Below are 16,038 nucleotides of genomic sequence, written 5' to 3'. Positions count from 1 at the left end.
GAGAATTAAATACTTAAGTTTTTATCTATCTCGTAATGGAAAAGCTTTAATTTTTCTAAAGTGAAGAAAACGTACGGATGAATCCAATAAAGAACTGGCTGAAGTCTCTAAGCGTCACTACGTTCAACGTTGTTGTAGCGTTGGTATTCTTTATAATAACTGCTAAGATAACTGATCCGCAATTCTTTGGCAGGGTCGCCATCATACAGCTATTAGAAGTAATAGTTGCCACAATATTCTTCTTTTTGCCCAGTGCAATAGTCACGCGAGAAATTTCATACTTTTACGCTAAAGGCGAGCACAAACCTTATGTTAGGAAGTTTCTTGCAATACCCTTCGTTGCCTTACCTTTTCTCCTAGTTTTATTTGCCTTTCCCCTTTACGTATGGCTAACCATCCCTTACCTGTTCCTTTACCTGTTTACGGCTGTAGAGAACGCAGAAATGATTGGGATGGATATGTTCACGGAGAGCGCAGTTACTGGTATTACCTTTCTCGTTATTAGGTGGGGAATATCGATAATTGCTGTGCTGTTGCACAACCTTTATTTATTCATAGGGATATGGACCTTAGGTGGGGTAATAGCAACTTCCCTTAATTACTTCTTCATTTCCAGAAAGGTCGGTTTTGTTTTTCCGGACTTTGACGTAAAGTTCTTAATAAAGTCGTTTAGGGAATCCTTGCCTCTATTCTTGTCTAATGTTACAGGCTTTCTCTCCTCTCAAGGAGATAGAGTTATCACTTCATACTTATTAGGTTCTTACTACCTAGGAATTTATCAATTCTCAGCTTTAGTTGCGTCAGTGCCTTCAATGCTCTTAGGTTCGTTGTCTAACGTCATTTTGCCGACTGCGTCTTTCTATAAAGTCCTAGGAAAAGACGAGGGAAGAATGAGCTCCATCTCCTTCAGAGTAACAGCTCTCCTTACTCTTGTAGCGATATTTTTCCTACCAGTGGGTGAAATGGTAATCAGTCATTTCTTCCCAGACTATTCGCCTGGAATTCCTGCCTTTGTCCTCTTATTAATTGCTTCATCTTTACCTTTTCCAATTAGTGTTCTATCTACCTTCATTGTCGCCTTTAAAAGAGATCTTCGGCCATTCCTAGTTCTTACCGTTCTTAATGCCTTAACCGTGTTGACGACCTCCTTTCTCTTAATTCCTAGAATTGGAATAATGGGGGGAGCTTTGTCTCAAATAATTGTTTCAGCAGCTAGCGCTACCTTTACGTTATTTTACGCACTGAAAACCAAGGTGTTTTTCCCTACCACGAAGGAGTACGCAATCCTATCAATTTTACCCTTGGTAGGGATTTACGAGGTTTTTGTGGATCCTCCTTTCCTTGATGTCCTGCTGTTAATTGCTGTTCTACTCGCCTTCAAATTCCTAGGAATTATTGAAAGGGACGACGTGGAATTAATAAGAACGTTTTTGCCAAGAAGACTAAATTTCGTATATCACGTTTTAAGAATTCTGAGCAAATAGCCCATCTCTTTTGACGCTAATTGCCCATCTAATATTTCTCCACAAAAGTTTTATTTTTAAGTAGTTGAAATATTGCTCATGAAAACGCTGATCGTTGGCGCTTCCGGTCAACTTGGCTTAGAACTATCTTCTCTCTTTCCGGAGGCAGTAAAGACCTACTCCTCATTCGAGATCCCTGGTGGCATTAAGCTAGACGTCACCGATTTTCCCCACCTAGAGGACCTTATCCTAAAGGTTAGGCCAGACGTGGTAATTAACGCTTCAGCTTTTACGGACGTTGACGGCTGTGAAAAAGACAGACAAAAAGCCATAAAGGTCAACGCTGAGGCCGTAAAACACATGGTCAGGGCGTCCAGAGTTGTTGAGGCATATCTAGTTCACGTTAGTAGTGATTACGTTTTTGACGGAGAAAGGGGGCTCTACTCTGAGCAAGACTTACCTAACCCAATCAACTATTACGGCCTTTCTAAACTCTTGGGAGAAGCTTACGCCCTTTCCTACGACGACTCTTTGGTTGTTAGAACTTCCGGTGTTTTTAGGTACAAGGGATTTCCAACTTTTGTTTACAAAACCCTCAAGTCTGGCAACGTAGTTAACGCCTACAAGGGCTATTACTCCCCAATTTCAGCGAGGCTTTTGGCTGAGGCAATAAAAGAGTTCACGGAAATGAGGAAAACCGGCTTAATTCACGTAGCAGGAGAGAGAATTTCTAGGTACGACCTCGCTCTGAAGGTGGCTGAGCTCTTTAACTTACCTAAGCAAATCGCGGAAGTCGACAACGTTAAGGGTTGGATAGCAAAGAGGCCCTTCGACTCCTCCCTTGACGTGACGAGAGCGAGGAAATTGCTCTCAACTGAATTTTACTCCCTAGAGGAAAACTTAAAGTACATGGTGGTATCGTGAAGGCGGTTATTCTTCACGGAGGTCAAGGAACTAGGCTGAGGCCTTTAACCCACACTGGACCTAAACAGCTCATAAAAGTAGCTGGAAAGCCAATTTCCCAATGGGTTTTAGAGCAATTGCGCGACGCCGGAATTCGCGACGTGATCAATTATCCTTGGAGACAACACGCCACGAAAAGTGATAGATTACTACGGCGATGGCTCTAAGTTCAACGTCAACATCACTTACGTTTACCAAGGAAGGGCTAGGGGGTTAGCTGACGCAGTTTACAAGGTTAAGGACTTGGTTGGAGAGGAAAAGTTCTTAGTTTACTTGGGCGACAATCTAGTAAACTACGACATGAGGAAGTTTGCCTCATTTACCTCTAACGCGTCCATCCTCTTGGCTAAGGTTGACGAACCCCTCGAGGTTTGGCGTTGCTGTAGTAAAAGAAGGGAAAATAGTGAGGCTCGTGGAGAAACCAAAGGAGAGAATCTCAGATCTGGCTTTGGTGGGAGTTTACGGCTTTGATTCCTCAATTTTCGAGGTTATTGAGAACTTAAAGCCCAGCTGGAGAGGAGAGCTGGAAATAACTGACGCAATCCAAGGCCTAATAAACAGGGGACTAAGCGTAACTTACGAGGTTGTGGAAGGTTGGTGGAAGGACACTGGAACTCCAAAGGACATAATTGAGGCAAACGCCTTCCTTTTAGATTCAAAGATGGAGAGGAAGATAAGCTCAGCTAAAATAGTTAACTCACGCGTTGAGGGAAGGGTGTTCGTGGAGGAGGGAGCGACAATAGAGAACAGCGTAGTTAGGGGTCCAACGTATGTGGGAAAGGGAACTGTAATAAGGGATTCATACGTTGGGTCGTTTAGCTCAATAGGAGATAACTGCGTGATTGAGAAAAGCGAAGTTCAGTATAGCGTAATTTTAGACAACGTGAGAATTCAAGGCGTTTCCCTTTTAGACTCCATAATAGGAAATAACGCGCTAATTAAAAAGGGAGAAAGGTGGCAAAAACTAGTTGTTGGTGAAAACTCGTGGATAACGTTGTAGTGCTGGGAGGAGCTGGATTCATAGGCTCGGCCTTTGTGAGAGAGCTGAACAAGCAGGGCGTAAAGCCCCTTGTATTTGACGCTTTAACTTACGCTGGTAGGTTGGAGAACTTAAAGGGAACTGACCACGTGTTCCTGAGAGGAGACGTAAGAAACCTGGAGGAACTTGACAAAGCTTTATCAAACGCTGAGCTAGTGATAAACTTCGCAGCAGAAACCCACGTGGATAGGTCAATTTACTCCCCAAAGTACTTCGTTGAAACGAACGTCATTGGGACAATAAACGTGTTAGAGGCATCGAGAAAGTACAACTTCAAGTACCTTCACGTTTCAACCGACGAGGTTTACGGAGATGAGCAGTGCGGAGATGAAAGCTCTCCCTTGTTTCCTTCATCTCCTTATAGCGCGTCAAAGGCATCTGCAGACTTGTTTGTGAAAGCTTACGTTAGGACTTACGGGGTAAAGGCGGCGTTGATAAGGCCGTCAAACAATTACGGTCCTCGGCAATTTCCAGAAAAGCTGATACCCAAGACCATTATAAGGACCTCAATGAACTTGCCTATCCCAATTTACGGGGATGGGAAGCAGGAAAGGGATTGGATTTACGTTGAGGACACTGCTAGGGTAATAGGAGAGGTGATAAAGAGGACTAATTGGAAGGGAGAAGTTTACAACGTTCCAGGAGGGCAGAGGATCACTAATCTAGAGTTAGTGAAGTTGATAGGGGAGGTGATGGGTAAAGACGTTGTTATCAAGTTCGTGGAAGATAGGCCAGGGCACGACAAAAGGTACTGCATGACTACTTCCCTGAAGTACGAGGTAACTCCATTGAAAGAAGGGTTAAAGAAAACGGTGAACTGGTACCTAGAAAATAGGTAGTGGTGGGAACCCTTATTAACTGACAAGTTCTTCAAAGACGACGTTCCGTGGAGGTGAGAGGGGTATGCCTTTTCAATTTAGAAGGCTAGTAATCCCAGAAGTTGTTTTAATTGAGGCAAAGCAGTTCTCAGATGATAGGGGCTTCTTCGAGGAGATTTACAAGGAGAGCAACTTCAAGGAGTACGTTCCTTGCAGGTTTGCCCAAGTTAATCATTCCTTTTCCAGAAGAGGAGTGCTGAGGGGTTTACACTTCCAGCTAAAGCCAGTACCTCAAGGAAAGCTGGTGACCGTAATTTCGGGAAAGATTTACGATGTAGCCGTTGACTTAAGGAAGGGTTCGCCAAGCTACAAGAGGTGGGTCTCCGCTGTTCTAACTCCAGGGAAGTTGCTTTGGATTCCAGCAGGCTTTGCCCACGGTTTCCTTGCCCTTGAGGAATCCCACGTAGTTTACTTCGTGACAAGGGAGTTTTCGAAAGAGCACGACTCCGGGGTGAGGTACGAAGACCCGGAGATAAACGTGCAGTGGCCCAAGGTTGTTGGCGACTACATCCTGTCGGAGAAGGACAGGAACCTACCGAGGTTGAGGGACTCCAAGGCCAACTTCGAGTATGGGGACGACCTCTGTTAAAGTCGCTTTAAGCTCTTTTTGTAGAAATGGAAAAAATCAACGAAGATCTGAGAGGAGGTTGTTTGGATGAAAGTGGTTAGTAGTTGAAGGAAAAACTGACGTTTATTTTATTTTAGGATTATTTGGGGCTAACTCGTTAAGGGAGGCTCATAATAAGGCAAAAAGATACGTTAATTATGACTGCTGAGCACTTGATGAGGAAAAGCTAGTTTGTCAGGTCGGCGGTAGGGATAACGTACGCGAAGTTGTAAAAAACTTAAGGAAGATACATAGGAATTACGAGATTTATGGATTCTTTGACGGAGATTCCAAAGGTTATGAATGCGAAGAAGCAAATCGCGTTTTATATTTATCTCACATCGATTTAGATGAACTAATTTACGATATAGTAGTAGATTATGTCTTGTCCAAGGATGCGAATGTGAAAGAGGTTGTAGATAAATTATTGCAATTACCTAACATCTCTAGCGATTCTAAAGGCAAATTATATCTAGCACAGTTTTTAATGTGGAGCTTTGGTAAAAGTGAAAAAGACTTAAAGACAGATTATTGGTCAGACTTAGCCTCATTTTCCTATTTCATGGGGCGTCACTTTGGGAATCTAGCATTAGACAAAGACGAAGGCCTTAAAGGACTTTTCAAGTGCATTCAAGAGAAATAGTTATTCTTAAATAATATTATTCTTTGGTTTCCAATTTAATGTTCTTATTATATTCAACATAACAAAATTGTTGTCCACACACCCTTAAAAGGCGAGGTTTGCCTTTTCTTTATCAAACTACTCACTTTCCCATACAGTAAATTCAGCTTATTCAAAACATAGGATTGTAAAGCATTAAAATTTGAGAAAAATTTAAAAAGATCTGATCACATACAATTAATTAAATGTCATTAGTAACAGAACTTAAAAACGCTGTTGACGAAATTTACATATTTAGCCCTAACAAAAAGCAATTAAGACTACTTGGAATTCCACAAGGTGATTTTGTTGAAAGAATAGATGAAGATATAAAGAAGTTGCTTGACGATGAGGAATTAAAGAAGGATGTGCTTAATTTGATGTCTGCTCTGTTTAATCTTTTGTCTTCTCCAAACCTTGATTATTTAACCACTATACAAGGCTTCTTAGATAAATACTCAGATAAGTTAAAAAGACTCAACACAATTAATGAATTATTGAATAATCTTCCTACTGAGGAATACAAAAACTATTGGCTAAACAAATATTATGGGATGCTTGATGAGCTAATAAAAGGAAAAGAGGAGTTCCTAAAGATCATAGAGGAAAGAGAATTGGTAAACACAGTAATGGAATTTTACTACAAAGTGTTCATTAGGTTATTAACTGAGCTAGTGGAGAATATTAGGAGCTATGATACTGCAGCATCAAAAGCAAAGGATGACAAAAGACTTAGGAAATTAGTATCTATAACTAATATTCTTATTTTTGTCTTGTCTTACCCAATAATTGCCTACCTTGAAGGAGAAAGAGTAGATTACGAAACCTTAACCCGCCTTATAGTTGTCTTAGCTAAACCTTCTACAATAAAGGACAAGTATAGCTTATTATTTGGTGAAGCAATATTTGAATAAATGCTATGTGCTAGATACTAATGTACTTATAGACTACCTTTTTGAATTCACTGACAGGCATAAACAAGCTATGGAATTAATTAGAAACTTAAAAGAAAAAGGTTACAGTATCTATGTTCCCTATAGTGTAAAAAATGAATTGCTCAAAATTATAGCTGAGTCTTTTATAATATTGAGAGATTTAATTATATCGAAAATGAAAGAAAATAACTGGGATGAACTTTTTGTAGAAAATAAGATGGAATTATTGGATGAGATTAAACAGAACTTCTATCAGCTATTTGAGAATAGACGATATAGGCTATATCCTAATACTACTAGGAAGAACTATCATAACACTGATAGGGAGATAAGACCACTCCTAGCAAATAAGATTTTCTCTAAACTTCGTAATGAGCTTATATGCAAAAGGCTATCCGAAATTCAGAATGAAATAATGTCAGAAAATAGAATAAAAGATTTAGAAGAGTATATTACAAAGAAATTGGAAGGCGAATTTTTGAAATTCCCTGAGGAAATAGGAATTTCTTTTAGTTCTTATGAAGAAGAAATGAAACATATTATTTATTTACGTACTTTTGGAAAAATAAAAAACTTTGGTCTCAACGATATGTCAATCTTCTCCGAAGTCTATCATGAAGTAAGTGAAGGAGTCTGCGATAACATAACTATAATAAGCAAAGATCAAGATTTAGCAGTTATAAAAGAAAGTGAATTAAACGAGCTAGAAGAATTCATAAAAAATAGCAAGAATCCTGAGCGTAAGAAATATGCTGAGGAGATTAGAGACTTAATTAGATATAATATAAAGGTAGAAAACTTAGAAGATGTGTTAAAGAAGTTGAACTCTTCACACTGAAAGGCTTCTCTTTTCCAAGTGTGTTTTCCAAGCTAACGAGAAAATTATTTTTCATTTAATATGGAAGAACAGTTTTAGAAGTTATGCAAAATTTTAAGAAGATACTTTATTTAATGCTTAAAAATATTCTTCATATAACATAATTTATGAACAAGTATCTGACCCCCTCCCCGCCCTGCGAGGGTTCCGCTAGGGTCTAAGGCGTTACTCTTCATAAGAGGAGTTTCTCTACTAGACTTCACAAAAAAAGAAAGAGGTTTTTCAACGCGTTGACAATCTTCTTCACTACTAGTTTCATAATGTTTAACGCACTGTTGACGTTGCTGTGAAGTTTACGACCAAAAGGACAGCTAACAACTCCCCTAGGCCTTCTGTCAACCTTAACGTTATGGTAAGCGCAGAAACGCGAGGTATTGTACTCAATCGCTAGGTACGTCTTTATGTCGTACTCATAAAGCTTATTCACTAACGCATCAACTAACTTATGATAAGACCAAATATTTGAAGTAAACTTGTTACCCTTATCCTGAGAAATAAAATAGGGATAACCTAAGTAAACAATAGAGACACCAAGAGACCACAAATACTTAGCAAGGTGAGATGCTAAAGTTCCGTAGTAATGAAGAAGCCTACGATAAAGCTTAAAGAAAATTCTTTCCCTCTCCATCAGCGCTTCTTCCCTAGCTTCTTGTTCTTAAACCTTCTCAACCTCACTTTTTAACTTATCGAGTTCAGCAATCCTCTTCTGAAAATAGAAGTAATCACTCTTAACGAGAGAACCCCTATAAAAGAGTACTGTACCGTCCTCAACAATAACAGTAGACAACATGTTTACGCCAAGATCAATTGACGCAACCTTGTTACCCTTAGGCTTCTCAACTTGAATCTCATCCCTCTCACAATGAATAACAAGAGACTCTTTTATTGGCTTACCACTCTTCTTTGCCTACCAACGGGAATAAGAGCATAAAACTTGTTACCTTCAACGTGAATTTCTAGCCTACCTTGTATACCAAACCACCTTAACCTACCTTCGAAGGGTATCTCCATCTTCCAATCCTTCAAAAAGAGAACATGCCTTTTCTCATCAACCTCATAACGATCTTGCCTAACTACTAGGATTAATTTCCTCTTTCCTCCATCTTTCCAATAAGCTGGTGGCGAGACGTGATTAATAAGTTTTTGCTTTAGTAACGAGAAGAATGATGACCAAGCCTCATTGTTCTTCTGTAAAACAGCTTGAGCATTAACTCCTAGAACCTTCTTGTACTTCTCATAATACTTATCCCACGTTTCCTTAAAGTTGACTTTCTTTTCTTGAAAGAATTGTTGCCTTCTCTCGTAGTTTATCTTGTTCCATAGTTTTGAAGAAACTTCTGCTAACTTCCTTAGTTTCCTCTGTTGGTACTCACTTGGGAAGAGTCTTATAACGATGGTTTTGACGCTTCCGGCATTGCGGGAGTAATCGGCTCCCGCTCCTCATCTTTAGTTCGCCAAAGAAAGCGTCATAAAAGGAAATCGTTTTTGTTATTTAAGACTTTTACCCCGCCAGACGAGGTTTGTCTTCTTTTTTATCAAGAGAATAAGGTATATAAACCATAAAACGTGAGGATATAACAATAGTTGTCAAAAGTTTACCCCAGCTTCAAGAGCTTCCCCTTCTCCACGTCCCTAACCTTGAGGTTACCGTAGTACTTGAGGGTTGAGGACATTACCGCTATCCCTCCCTTCCCTTCCCATAGGTACATATCGTAGTACTCCGGCCTATCCTTCCTCACGTAGTAGTTCTCGTATAAGAGCTCGGCCTCTCCGCTCTCCCTAGAAACCTTTAGGATCAACAAGTTTAGGGCAGACTTGGTCACCTCCTCGAGGAACTTCACGTCACCAATCTTGGTGTAGTATTTCAACGCGAGTTCGCTGTCAGTAGTAATTGACGGCCGGAAGTTGAGCTTCTCCTTAAGCCTCTCCTCGTCTACCCAGCCGTTGTGGGCTAGGAAGACGAGTTGAGTTTCGTTTGTCTCAAGGAAGGGGTGGGAAAACCTGGCGCTCACTGTAGCCTTGTTGGTCGCCTGCCTTGCGTGAAAGATAGCGTAGAACTTGCCCTTCACTTCAATGTCGGGGAGCTCTTCCTCGAAGATGGGCTTGGAACTCCTGTAGTGAAGGAGCCTCTCACCGTCGTATATGGCTAACCCCCAACCGTCGCCGTGGACTGGGTTGAGGCCTAGCCTCTCAGCTATCACGTCCTTTCGTGCTGACTCCACGAGTAGGCTGTAGAGAAGTTTCATGTCCTCTACGCTCTCCCCCACGTAGGCGAACATCCTGCACATACAAAGAGTTTCTCCCCTTGCGTTTTAAGCGTTTCTAGATAGGAGCCCTCCCGATCCCGCGTAGTTAAGTAAAAGGAGTTAAAGCGGAGTACTGGGCTGTCTCCTCCTAGTTCCAAATTTGGCCAGCGAAGTACTGCACTCTTTTCACTTTTGTCGCAACAGTCATACCCTCAATTTAAAAGGGATTTTACTGTCCCACTTTCTCTCGGCTAACTTCAAGTTTATTAATTCAAGGTAAGAATATTAATAGCCATGTTGGACAAGTCAAAGGCAAGGGAACTCATGTTGGAGAGGAAGAGGGAGAAGAAGCTAACTTGGGAGGAGCTTGGGAAGGCCCTCGGTAGAGATCCGGTTTACGTGGCCATGTTGCTCTACGGTTATGGTCAAGCAAAAGAGGAGGAGGCGGAGAAGCTGGTGAAGATCCTTGAGCTCCCTCCTGAGTACAAGGGGATCTTGATGGAGGTACCTATGAGGACTCCAGCTCAGCCGTGGCCACCGACGGACCCCTTCATCTACAGGCTCTACGAGGCAGTGTTGCTCTACGGCCCTGCTATCAAGGACGTGGCTCACGAGATGTTCGGGGACGGGATAATGAGCATGATCGACGTCACTATCCACGTGGACAAGGTGAAGGACGAGCACGGTAACGACAGGATGTTGTTAACATTCAACGGTAAGTGGCTAAGGTACGCCAAGTGGTAAATCTGGTCCAAGCTTACCGAGTACGAAACCAGAGCATTAGCTCAACCTATTATTGAACCCGCCTGTACTTCCTCTTGTACTCCTCCACTACCCTGAAAGCTAGGGAGTCTATCTCGTGGTCCCCGGTGAAGGGTATTACCTCGTCCTCTTGGACTACGTAGACCACGTACTTCACCTTCTCGTCAAGCAACCTCACTTGATCAACAAGGTCCTCTCTACTGCACGCGTCTAACCCCTTAAGGAGTTCATCAACACATTTAACCTTCTCCTTTACCACGTCCACGCACTTAGCATCGGCCTCCTCCCCGTTCACGAGGGTTACCCCTTGCCTTTCCACGCAGTTCAGTCCCTCCAAGGAGATTGAAATGAAGCCCTCGCCCTTCTGTACATCAACTAACCCTCTCTCAGTCAAGAAGACCTTCTCCACAACTTTCCCTTCCCTGGTAAGCCCGACTAAGACTACTTTCACACATTTACCTATACAGACGCGCTTAAAAGGGGTTTTGTGCTCACCCCTTCTTTTCCAAGTAATACTTCACCGTCTTCTTCAACGCCCTCCTAAGGACCTCCTCAAGGGAGGGGGGACTCACGCCTAGTTTTTTCGCTAGCTCCTTGAGGGAGATTCCCCTATCTACGTCGAAGTAGCCCAACTTGTAAGCCAGCTTGAGGATCTCCATTTGCCTCTTGGTGGGCTTCTCGCTTCCCACCTCCGAAATCTCTAGGACTGTGACCTTTACTCCCACCCTGTTGAGCTCCCCAAGAAATGTCTTGAGGGAAGGGATCCCTGGCAACATGACCTTGTACATCACCTTCCTGTCCCCCACCACTTTCACCCTCTCCACTATGACGTCATTGTGGTAGAGTAACCTGCACACTGCACACCCCTTAGTCCTTATCCAAACCTTTTCGTTGTTCATCCTGAGAACCTTTAGAGAAGACCTCCTCAGCTCCGCCAGGACCACGTCGTTTGCTTTGAGCTCTGCTATGTGGTCGGTAACCTCTTCCCCCAACTTAACGTTCTCTATCCTTGACTTTACCTCAAGCCTCTGAAAGGTGTTCATCACTTCGCAAGGATGGTCCTCCAGAAGAAGGGTTGCCTCAATGGGCTCTCTCATCCCTTATTCCTTTCCTCCTTGGTTTAATAACCTTTCAAGGTACTCTTTCAAGGCAACGGCGTTGTTGTAGGGGGACTTGGTTGGGTAGAGGAGGGTCACGTTGTCCGACTTCTTCACTAGCTCCAGCAAGACCTTTACCTTTGGGTTCTTGTTGAGCTCCTCGTGGTACTTCCTCTTGAACTCCTCCCACTTTTCTGGCTCGTGGTTGAACCAGCGCCTCAGCTCGTCTGAGGGAGCGACGTCCTTGAGCCAGAGGTCTACGAGCTCCCTCTTTGTTCCCCTGGGCCAAAGCCTGTCCACTAGGACCCTCACGCCGTCGTCCTTTTCAGGCGGGTCGTAAATCCTCTTTAGCCTAATCACGTGGAATAACTAGAGAGAAAGTTAAAATGGATGATCCCTAACCTTTTAGCCCTCCACCTTCTAGTCTCAATCCCGTTATGGAAGAGTAGTCTTAGTCAAAGTTAGGTGTTGCTTTATTTTCCGTGGGACTTATAATTTGCTCCACAATTTGAGTTAACTTGTCCAGCTTTTTATCAATTCTTGTTAGGCTGTCCATTACCTTCTTTTGGTCTCTTTCTTACTCTTTAATTAGGATAACAGTATAGCCTGAGCCATGTTGTTTCAGCTCCACAATCTTCTCTTTTGCCATCTCTTCCAAGTCATCCTTAATGAGTTCCTTGACTCTTTTCTTAAGCTCTGCGAGATCCAGCTTTCCACCTGCTTTTTTCAGAACCTCAATAACCTTTCTCTTCTTATCTCCTAGCTACAACTTATCCATATTTGTTATTTATTCAAAAAGCAGTTTTTATCTTTTTCCTCGACCTACTTATCTATCAAAGAAACAGAATAGATCCACGTTCATTGTCATAACGAATTTTCCTCCAGAAATCTTAAAGTCGAAGTATTCAGTCCTTGCTTCTTTCCCTTAATGTGTGAAGGAAGTTAGTAACAAGTAGTTAGTTTCAAGTTAATTAAAAAGCTAAATGGAGATTAAAAATTTTTCTTAATTTAAGTTATTCAGGAAGTTAAATGTATTTTTCAGCTTCCTCAACGTCTTTTTTGTCTGCTTCTCTGTAAGTTAACCACCAAGCAAACCCCTTGAATTGGTTCAGTCTCAACTTTGCGTCTTTTACGTTTCTAGGCGGAGGATTAAGGACGTTATCTCCTATTATTTCGTTCTTTGGCCAGTTGGCTGGCATTACAGATCCAGTTCTGTCAATTACCTGCAACGCTTTAACGCTCCTAATAATTTCGTTAATGTTTCTGCCGAGCTCTAGAGGATAATACATTATTAGTCTCACGGTGGATTTGTCGTCAACAACAAATACTGCTCTTACAGTTGAGGTTGAAGATTCTGCGTGAATCATTCCAAGTCTCTTAGCTACGTTGCCCATAGGATCGGCTATTATAGGAAATGGTATTTCCACTTTCAAGTTTTGTTCTATCCAATTCACCCACTCTATGTGGCTAATAGTGGTGTCAACCGATAGCCCTATTAATTCAGTATTTAAACGCTTGAATTCTTCGTACTTTTTCGCGAAGGAGACAAACTCCGTGGTGCACACTGGTGTAAAATCTCCTGGATGGCTAAACAGTACAAACCATTTTCCCTTGTATTGGTCTGGCAGCTTTATCTTTCCTTGAGTTGTGTCTACTTCTAATTCAGGGAATTTTTCTCCGATTAGAGGTATTCTAAATTCTTGCTCCAAGTTTTTTCCCTGTCTATAACTTAGAATAACTTTAATTTAAAGTTAACTACTAGATAAGAAATATTTCCATCTAAAACATAATCCAGTGAAGCTTTCGTCGTTACTTGATTAAACACAAGTCTCACTTCGTTTTCGTCAAGATTTTAGTAAAGCCTTGATTTCTTCACGGAAACACTTTCGTCAAATGCGTCCATATACGCGACAAAAAAGCCTGTTAACTGCTCTAAGGAAACCCTCGCAGGGCGTGGAGTAAGTAAGTTAGTTAACGTCCTTTCAATGCAACATATGGCTCAACAGGGACAGACCAACCAAGAGCACGAGTAACAGCACGTTCCTTCTTGCCCCCTTTCTACCCAAGGTCGCAATCTCTTTCATTGACCCCAGCTTCTGCCCCGGGAAGAGGAACCTAATGGAAGGCTCTACCAATGTCAGCAGGAGGATAGGGTAACTGACGCTCAGCGTGACCCACACGAGGACGGAGGACAACCAGCTTGCCCTTACCATTCATGCCTTAAGCCTCCTGTGGGATATCTTGTACTCTACGTAGACTGCTCCGGCAAAGACGTAGAGCGTCCAGTAGACTGAAGATAAGAGGAAGCTGTTCTCGGCGAATAAGGCTCATAGGAAGGAAATGGAGGCTATAAAGGTAGTGTCCAAGACGTTACCTCAGGAGTGTTGCGAAAGTAATAGCTGACCCACTCCCCACCCTAAAGGGCGAGGGTTCCGCTAGGGTCTAAGGCGTTACTCCCCTTTATGGGAGTTACTCCGTGATGTGAAGAGAAAAGAAAGAGCCAAAGCGTCGACAATCTTCTTCACTCCTAGTTTCACGATGTTTAACGCTCCGTTGACGTCGCTGTGAAGCTTATGGCCAAGAGGACAGTTTACGACTCCCCTAGGCCTTCTCGTTACATTTGCGTTATGGAAAGCGCAAAAACGCGAAGTATTATACTCAATCACTAGGTACGTCTTTACGCCGTACTCGTGGAGTTTGTTCACTAACGCGTTTATTAACTTATGATAAGACCAAATGTTCACAGTAAACTTGTTACCCTTATCTTGAGCGATACGCCCTGCGAGGGTTCTGCCTAGGTCTAAGGCGTTACTCCCCTTTATGGGAGTTACTCCGTGATGTGAAGAGAAAAGAAAGAGCCAAAGCGTTAACAATCTTCTTCACGCCAAGTTTCATAATGTTTAACGCTCCGTTGACGTCGCTGTGAAGCTTATGGCCAAGAGGACAGTTTACGACTCCCCTAGGCCTTCTCGTTACATTTGCGTTATGGTAAGCGCAGAAACGCGAGGTATTGTGCTCAATAACTAGAAACGTCTTTATGCCGTGCTCGTGGAGTTTGTTCGCTATAGCGCCAACTTGCGATAAGACCAAATTTGAAGTAAACTTGTTACCCTTATCTTGAGCGATAAGATATGGATATCCCAAATACACTGTTGAAACACCAAGATTCCACAAATACTTAGCAAGATGAGATGCTAAAGTTCTGTAAATGAAGAAGCCTACGGTAAAGCTTAGTGACTCTTTCCCTTTCCCTCAGCACTTCTTCTCTAGCTTTCACTTCTTGAACCTTCTCAGCCTCGCTTTTTAACTTGTCGAGTTCAGCAATCTTTTTCTGAAAATAGTAATCGCTCTTAACGATGGAACCGCGGTAAAATAGAATGGTACGTTCTCAACAACGACAGTAGCCAACGCGTTTAGGCCAAGGTCAATTGACGCAATCCTGTCGCCTTTAGGCTTCTCAACTTCTCTCTTTCGCCGTGGACGACGAGAGAGTTCATCGGCTTACCGCTTTTCTTAGAAGTAGTCCTACTAACGTCGACTGGAATACAAGCGTAAAACTTGTTACCTTCAATGTGAATCTCCAGTCTACCTTGTGCGCCAAACCACCTTAACCTACCTTCAAAGGGCATCTCCATTTTCCAATCCTTCAGAGAGATGACGTGCCTTTCTTCGTTAACTTCGTAGCGATCTTGCCTAATGACTAGGATTAATTTCCTCTTACCGCCTTCCAATAGCTTGGTGGTGAAACGTGATTAGCAAATGGTATGTCTTTGCTTTAGTAACGAGAAGAATGATGACCAAGCTTCATTGTTCTTCTGAAAACAGCTTGAACGTTAACTCCTAGAACTTTCTTGTACTTTTCATAATACTTGTACCAAGTGTCCTTAAAGTTGACATTCTTTTCTTGAAAGAATTGTTGTCTCTCGTAGTTTGTCTCGTTCCACAGCTTTTCAGTCACGTCTGCCAACTTCCTCAATTTCCTCTGTTGACCCACTAGGAAATAGCCTCACAACTGCGGTTTTGACGCTTCCGGTATTGCGGGAGTAATCGGGCTCCTCATCTTTAGTTCACCAAAGGAAGCGTCATAAAAGGAAATCGTTTTCATGTTAAAACCTTAACCCCGCCAGGCGAGGTTTGTCTTCTTACTTATCAGCCCTCCTACTGTCCCAAGCAGTAATGTTCGCAGTGGTCAACTCCGCAAACGCCTCCAACCATACTGGCGCCCCCCTCAGCGACGTCCACGTCCTCTTCCAAGCCTCCCCACACGGCGTCATCATGTCCTCCCTCCTCTTCCAAGGGCAGTACGACCACGCCCCAATGACACTTCCCCTACATCTCACCAAGCCTACTCAACGACACCCCAGCCCTAGTCCTCGTCCCTAGCGTCCTCCACGTCTCTAGGCTGGCAATGGCCTACGGCCTCAAGTGCAACGGGATAGGCACGTACGTGAGCGTTGTCGGGACCTACACTAACGGCACACAGTACCTCCTGGCGGACGGCTGGGCAATC

General features: G+C 42.7%; 21 protein-coding genes and 1 pseudogene. 9 read left to right on the top strand and 13 right to left on the bottom strand.

The window, feature by feature from the left end:
• Nucleotides 1-77 precede the first annotated feature (77 nt).
• The 8 genes and pseudogenes from MPF33_05710 (at nucleotide 78) to MPF33_05675 (ending at nucleotide 7,384) form a co-directional block, all read left to right on the top strand.
• Complete coding sequence (locus MPF33_05710; GenBank protein ID MCI2414730.1) at nucleotides 78-1,484, top strand: oligosaccharide flippase family protein; 1,407 nt, start codon at nucleotides 78-80, stop codon at nucleotides 1,482-1,484.
• A gap of 78 nt (nucleotides 1,485-1,562) precedes the next feature.
• On the top strand, nucleotides 1,563-2,387 hold the full coding sequence (locus MPF33_05705) for an NAD(P)-dependent oxidoreductase (protein ID MCI2414729.1): 825 nt from the start codon (nucleotides 1,563-1,565) through the stop codon (nucleotides 2,385-2,387).
• Nucleotides 2,384-3,426 (top strand): annotated as a pseudogene (locus MPF33_05700) (glucose-1-phosphate thymidylyltransferase). The gene MPF33_05705 and the pseudogene MPF33_05700 overlap by 4 nt, the downstream one beginning before the upstream one ends.
• A complete protein-coding gene (locus MPF33_05695; GenBank protein MCI2414728.1) occupies nucleotides 3,411-4,304 on the top strand; it encodes a dTDP-glucose 4,6-dehydratase in 894 nt (297 codons plus the stop codon). Before MPF33_05700 ends, MPF33_05695 begins: the two are co-directional and overlap by 16 nt.
• Nucleotides 4,305-4,368: 64 nt before the next feature.
• The gene (gene rfbC, locus MPF33_05690; GenBank protein ID MCI2414727.1) at nucleotides 4,369-4,932 is read left to right on the top strand and encodes a dTDP-4-dehydrorhamnose 3,5-epimerase; all 564 of its coding nucleotides are present in this window, start codon (nucleotides 4,369-4,371) and stop codon (nucleotides 4,930-4,932) included.
• 421 nt (nucleotides 4,933-5,353) lie between these two features.
• Nucleotides 5,354-5,593: a hypothetical protein gene (locus MPF33_05685; GenBank protein ID MCI2414726.1), complete on the top strand. Its 240-nt coding sequence runs from the start codon at nucleotides 5,354-5,356 to the stop codon at nucleotides 5,591-5,593.
• 224 nt (nucleotides 5,594-5,817) lie between these two features.
• Nucleotides 5,818-6,525 carry a hypothetical protein gene (locus MPF33_05680; GenBank protein ID MCI2414725.1) on the top strand — a complete coding sequence of 236 codons (708 nt, stop codon included), beginning with the start codon at nucleotides 5,818-5,820 and terminating at the stop codon, nucleotides 6,523-6,525.
• A 7-nt stretch (nucleotides 6,526-6,532) separates the two neighbouring features.
• The gene (locus tag MPF33_05675) at nucleotides 6,533-7,384 is read left to right on the top strand and encodes a type II toxin-antitoxin system VapC family toxin (protein MCI2414724.1); all 852 of its coding nucleotides are present in this window, start codon (nucleotides 6,533-6,535) and stop codon (nucleotides 7,382-7,384) included.
• 238 nt (nucleotides 7,385-7,622) lie between these two features.
• On the opposite strand, the gene MPF33_05670 is transcribed toward MPF33_05675, so the two are convergent.
• From MPF33_05670 to MPF33_05660, 3 genes are all read right to left on the bottom strand, one after another.
• Nucleotides 7,623-7,850 (bottom strand): zinc ribbon domain-containing protein, encoded by a 228-nt coding sequence (locus MPF33_05670; GenBank protein MCI2414723.1) that lies wholly within the window; start codon nucleotides 7,848-7,850, stop codon nucleotides 7,623-7,625.
• Between the two features lie 228 nt (nucleotides 7,851-8,078).
• The gene (locus MPF33_05665; GenBank protein MCI2414722.1) at nucleotides 8,079-8,213 is read right to left on the bottom strand and encodes a transposase; all 135 of its coding nucleotides are present in this window, start codon (nucleotides 8,211-8,213) and stop codon (nucleotides 8,079-8,081) included.
• 805 nt (nucleotides 8,214-9,018) lie between these two features.
• A complete protein-coding gene (locus tag MPF33_05660; GenBank protein MCI2414721.1) occupies nucleotides 9,019-9,711 on the bottom strand; it encodes a class II glutamine amidotransferase in 693 nt (230 codons plus the stop codon).
• Between the two features lie 252 nt (nucleotides 9,712-9,963).
• On the opposite strand from MPF33_05660, the gene cynS reads away from it, so the two are divergent.
• A complete protein-coding gene (gene cynS / locus MPF33_05655; GenBank protein ID MCI2414720.1) occupies nucleotides 9,964-10,413 on the top strand; it encodes a cyanase in 450 nt (149 codons plus the stop codon).
• 49 nt (nucleotides 10,414-10,462) lie between these two features.
• On the opposite strand, the gene MPF33_05650 is transcribed toward cynS, so the two are convergent.
• From MPF33_05650 to MPF33_05605, 10 genes are all read right to left on the bottom strand, one after another.
• Complete coding sequence (locus tag MPF33_05650; GenBank protein MCI2414719.1) at nucleotides 10,463-10,882, bottom strand: hypothetical protein; 420 nt, start codon at nucleotides 10,880-10,882, stop codon at nucleotides 10,463-10,465.
• Between the two features lie 40 nt (nucleotides 10,883-10,922).
• Nucleotides 10,923-11,528 (bottom strand): helix-turn-helix domain-containing protein, encoded by a 606-nt coding sequence (locus MPF33_05645; GenBank protein MCI2414718.1) that lies wholly within the window; start codon nucleotides 11,526-11,528, stop codon nucleotides 10,923-10,925.
• A 3-nt stretch (nucleotides 11,529-11,531) separates the two neighbouring features.
• Complete coding sequence (locus MPF33_05640) at nucleotides 11,532-11,888, bottom strand: DUF488 family protein (GenBank protein ID MCI2414717.1); 357 nt, start codon at nucleotides 11,886-11,888, stop codon at nucleotides 11,532-11,534.
• 665 nt (nucleotides 11,889-12,553) lie between these two features.
• The gene (locus MPF33_05635; protein ID MCI2414716.1) at nucleotides 12,554-13,237 is read right to left on the bottom strand and encodes a peroxiredoxin; all 684 of its coding nucleotides are present in this window, start codon (nucleotides 13,235-13,237) and stop codon (nucleotides 12,554-12,556) included.
• 273 nt (nucleotides 13,238-13,510) lie between these two features.
• Complete coding sequence (locus MPF33_05630; protein ID MCI2414715.1) at nucleotides 13,511-13,741, bottom strand: hypothetical protein; 231 nt, start codon at nucleotides 13,739-13,741, stop codon at nucleotides 13,511-13,513.
• 237 nt (nucleotides 13,742-13,978) lie between these two features.
• Nucleotides 13,979-14,401, bottom strand: a complete 423-nt coding sequence (locus tag MPF33_05625; protein ID MCI2414714.1) for a transposase — start codon at nucleotides 14,399-14,401, stop codon at nucleotides 13,979-13,981.
• On the bottom strand, nucleotides 14,337-14,618 hold the full coding sequence (locus MPF33_05620) for a transposase (protein MCI2414713.1): 282 nt from the start codon (nucleotides 14,616-14,618) through the stop codon (nucleotides 14,337-14,339). Before MPF33_05620 ends, MPF33_05625 begins: the two co-directional genes overlap by 65 nt.
• Nucleotides 14,619-14,941: 323 nt before the next feature.
• Complete coding sequence (locus MPF33_05615; protein ID MCI2414712.1) at nucleotides 14,942-15,259, bottom strand: hypothetical protein; 318 nt, start codon at nucleotides 15,257-15,259, stop codon at nucleotides 14,942-14,944.
• 44 nt (nucleotides 15,260-15,303) lie between these two features.
• Nucleotides 15,304-15,522: a hypothetical protein gene (locus tag MPF33_05610; protein ID MCI2414711.1), complete on the bottom strand. Its 219-nt coding sequence runs from the start codon at nucleotides 15,520-15,522 to the stop codon at nucleotides 15,304-15,306.
• Nucleotides 15,523-15,670: 148 nt separating this feature from the next.
• Nucleotides 15,671-15,871, bottom strand: a complete 201-nt coding sequence (locus tag MPF33_05605) for a hypothetical protein (protein ID MCI2414710.1) — start codon at nucleotides 15,869-15,871, stop codon at nucleotides 15,671-15,673.
• Between the last annotated feature and the right edge of the window lie 167 nt (nucleotides 15,872-16,038).

The organism is Candidatus Aramenus sp. CH1 (genome assembly GCA_022678445.1).
In the GTDB taxonomy this organism is placed as follows: Archaea; Thermoproteota; Thermoprotei_A; order Sulfolobales; family Sulfolobaceae; genus Aramenus.
The sequence above is the reverse complement of the archived record's forward strand: the minus strand, read 5'-3'. Positions and strand labels throughout refer to the sequence as shown.

Excerpts from the sequence above, each read along its gene's own strand:
- MPF33_05710 (MCI2414730.1), top strand. The coding sequence starts at position 78 with ATGAATCCAATAAAGAACTGGCTGAAGTCTCTAAGCGTCACTACGTTC.
- MPF33_05705 (MCI2414729.1), top strand. The coding sequence starts at position 1,563 with ATGAAAACGCTGATCGTTGGCGCTTCCGGTCAACTTGGCTTAGAACTA.
- rfbC (MCI2414727.1), top strand. The coding sequence starts at position 4,369 with ATGCCTTTTCAATTTAGAAGGCTAGTAATCCCAGAAGTTGTTTTAATT.
- MPF33_05680 (MCI2414725.1), top strand. The coding sequence starts at position 5,818 with ATGTCATTAGTAACAGAACTTAAAAACGCTGTTGACGAAATTTACATA.
- MPF33_05665 (MCI2414722.1), bottom strand. The coding sequence starts at position 8,213 with ATGTTGTCTACTGTTATTGTTGAGGACGGTACAGTACTCTTTTATAGG.
- MPF33_05660 (MCI2414721.1), bottom strand. The coding sequence starts at position 9,711 with ATGTGCAGGATGTTCGCCTACGTGGGGGAGAGCGTAGAGGACATGAAA.
- cynS (MCI2414720.1), top strand. The coding sequence starts at position 9,964 with ATGTTGGACAAGTCAAAGGCAAGGGAACTCATGTTGGAGAGGAAGAGG.
- MPF33_05645 (MCI2414718.1), bottom strand. The coding sequence starts at position 11,528 with ATGAGAGAGCCCATTGAGGCAACCCTTCTTCTGGAGGACCATCCTTGC.
- MPF33_05630 (MCI2414715.1), bottom strand. The coding sequence starts at position 13,741 with ATGGTAAGGGCAAGCTGGTTGTCCTCCGTCCTCGTGTGGGTCACGCTG.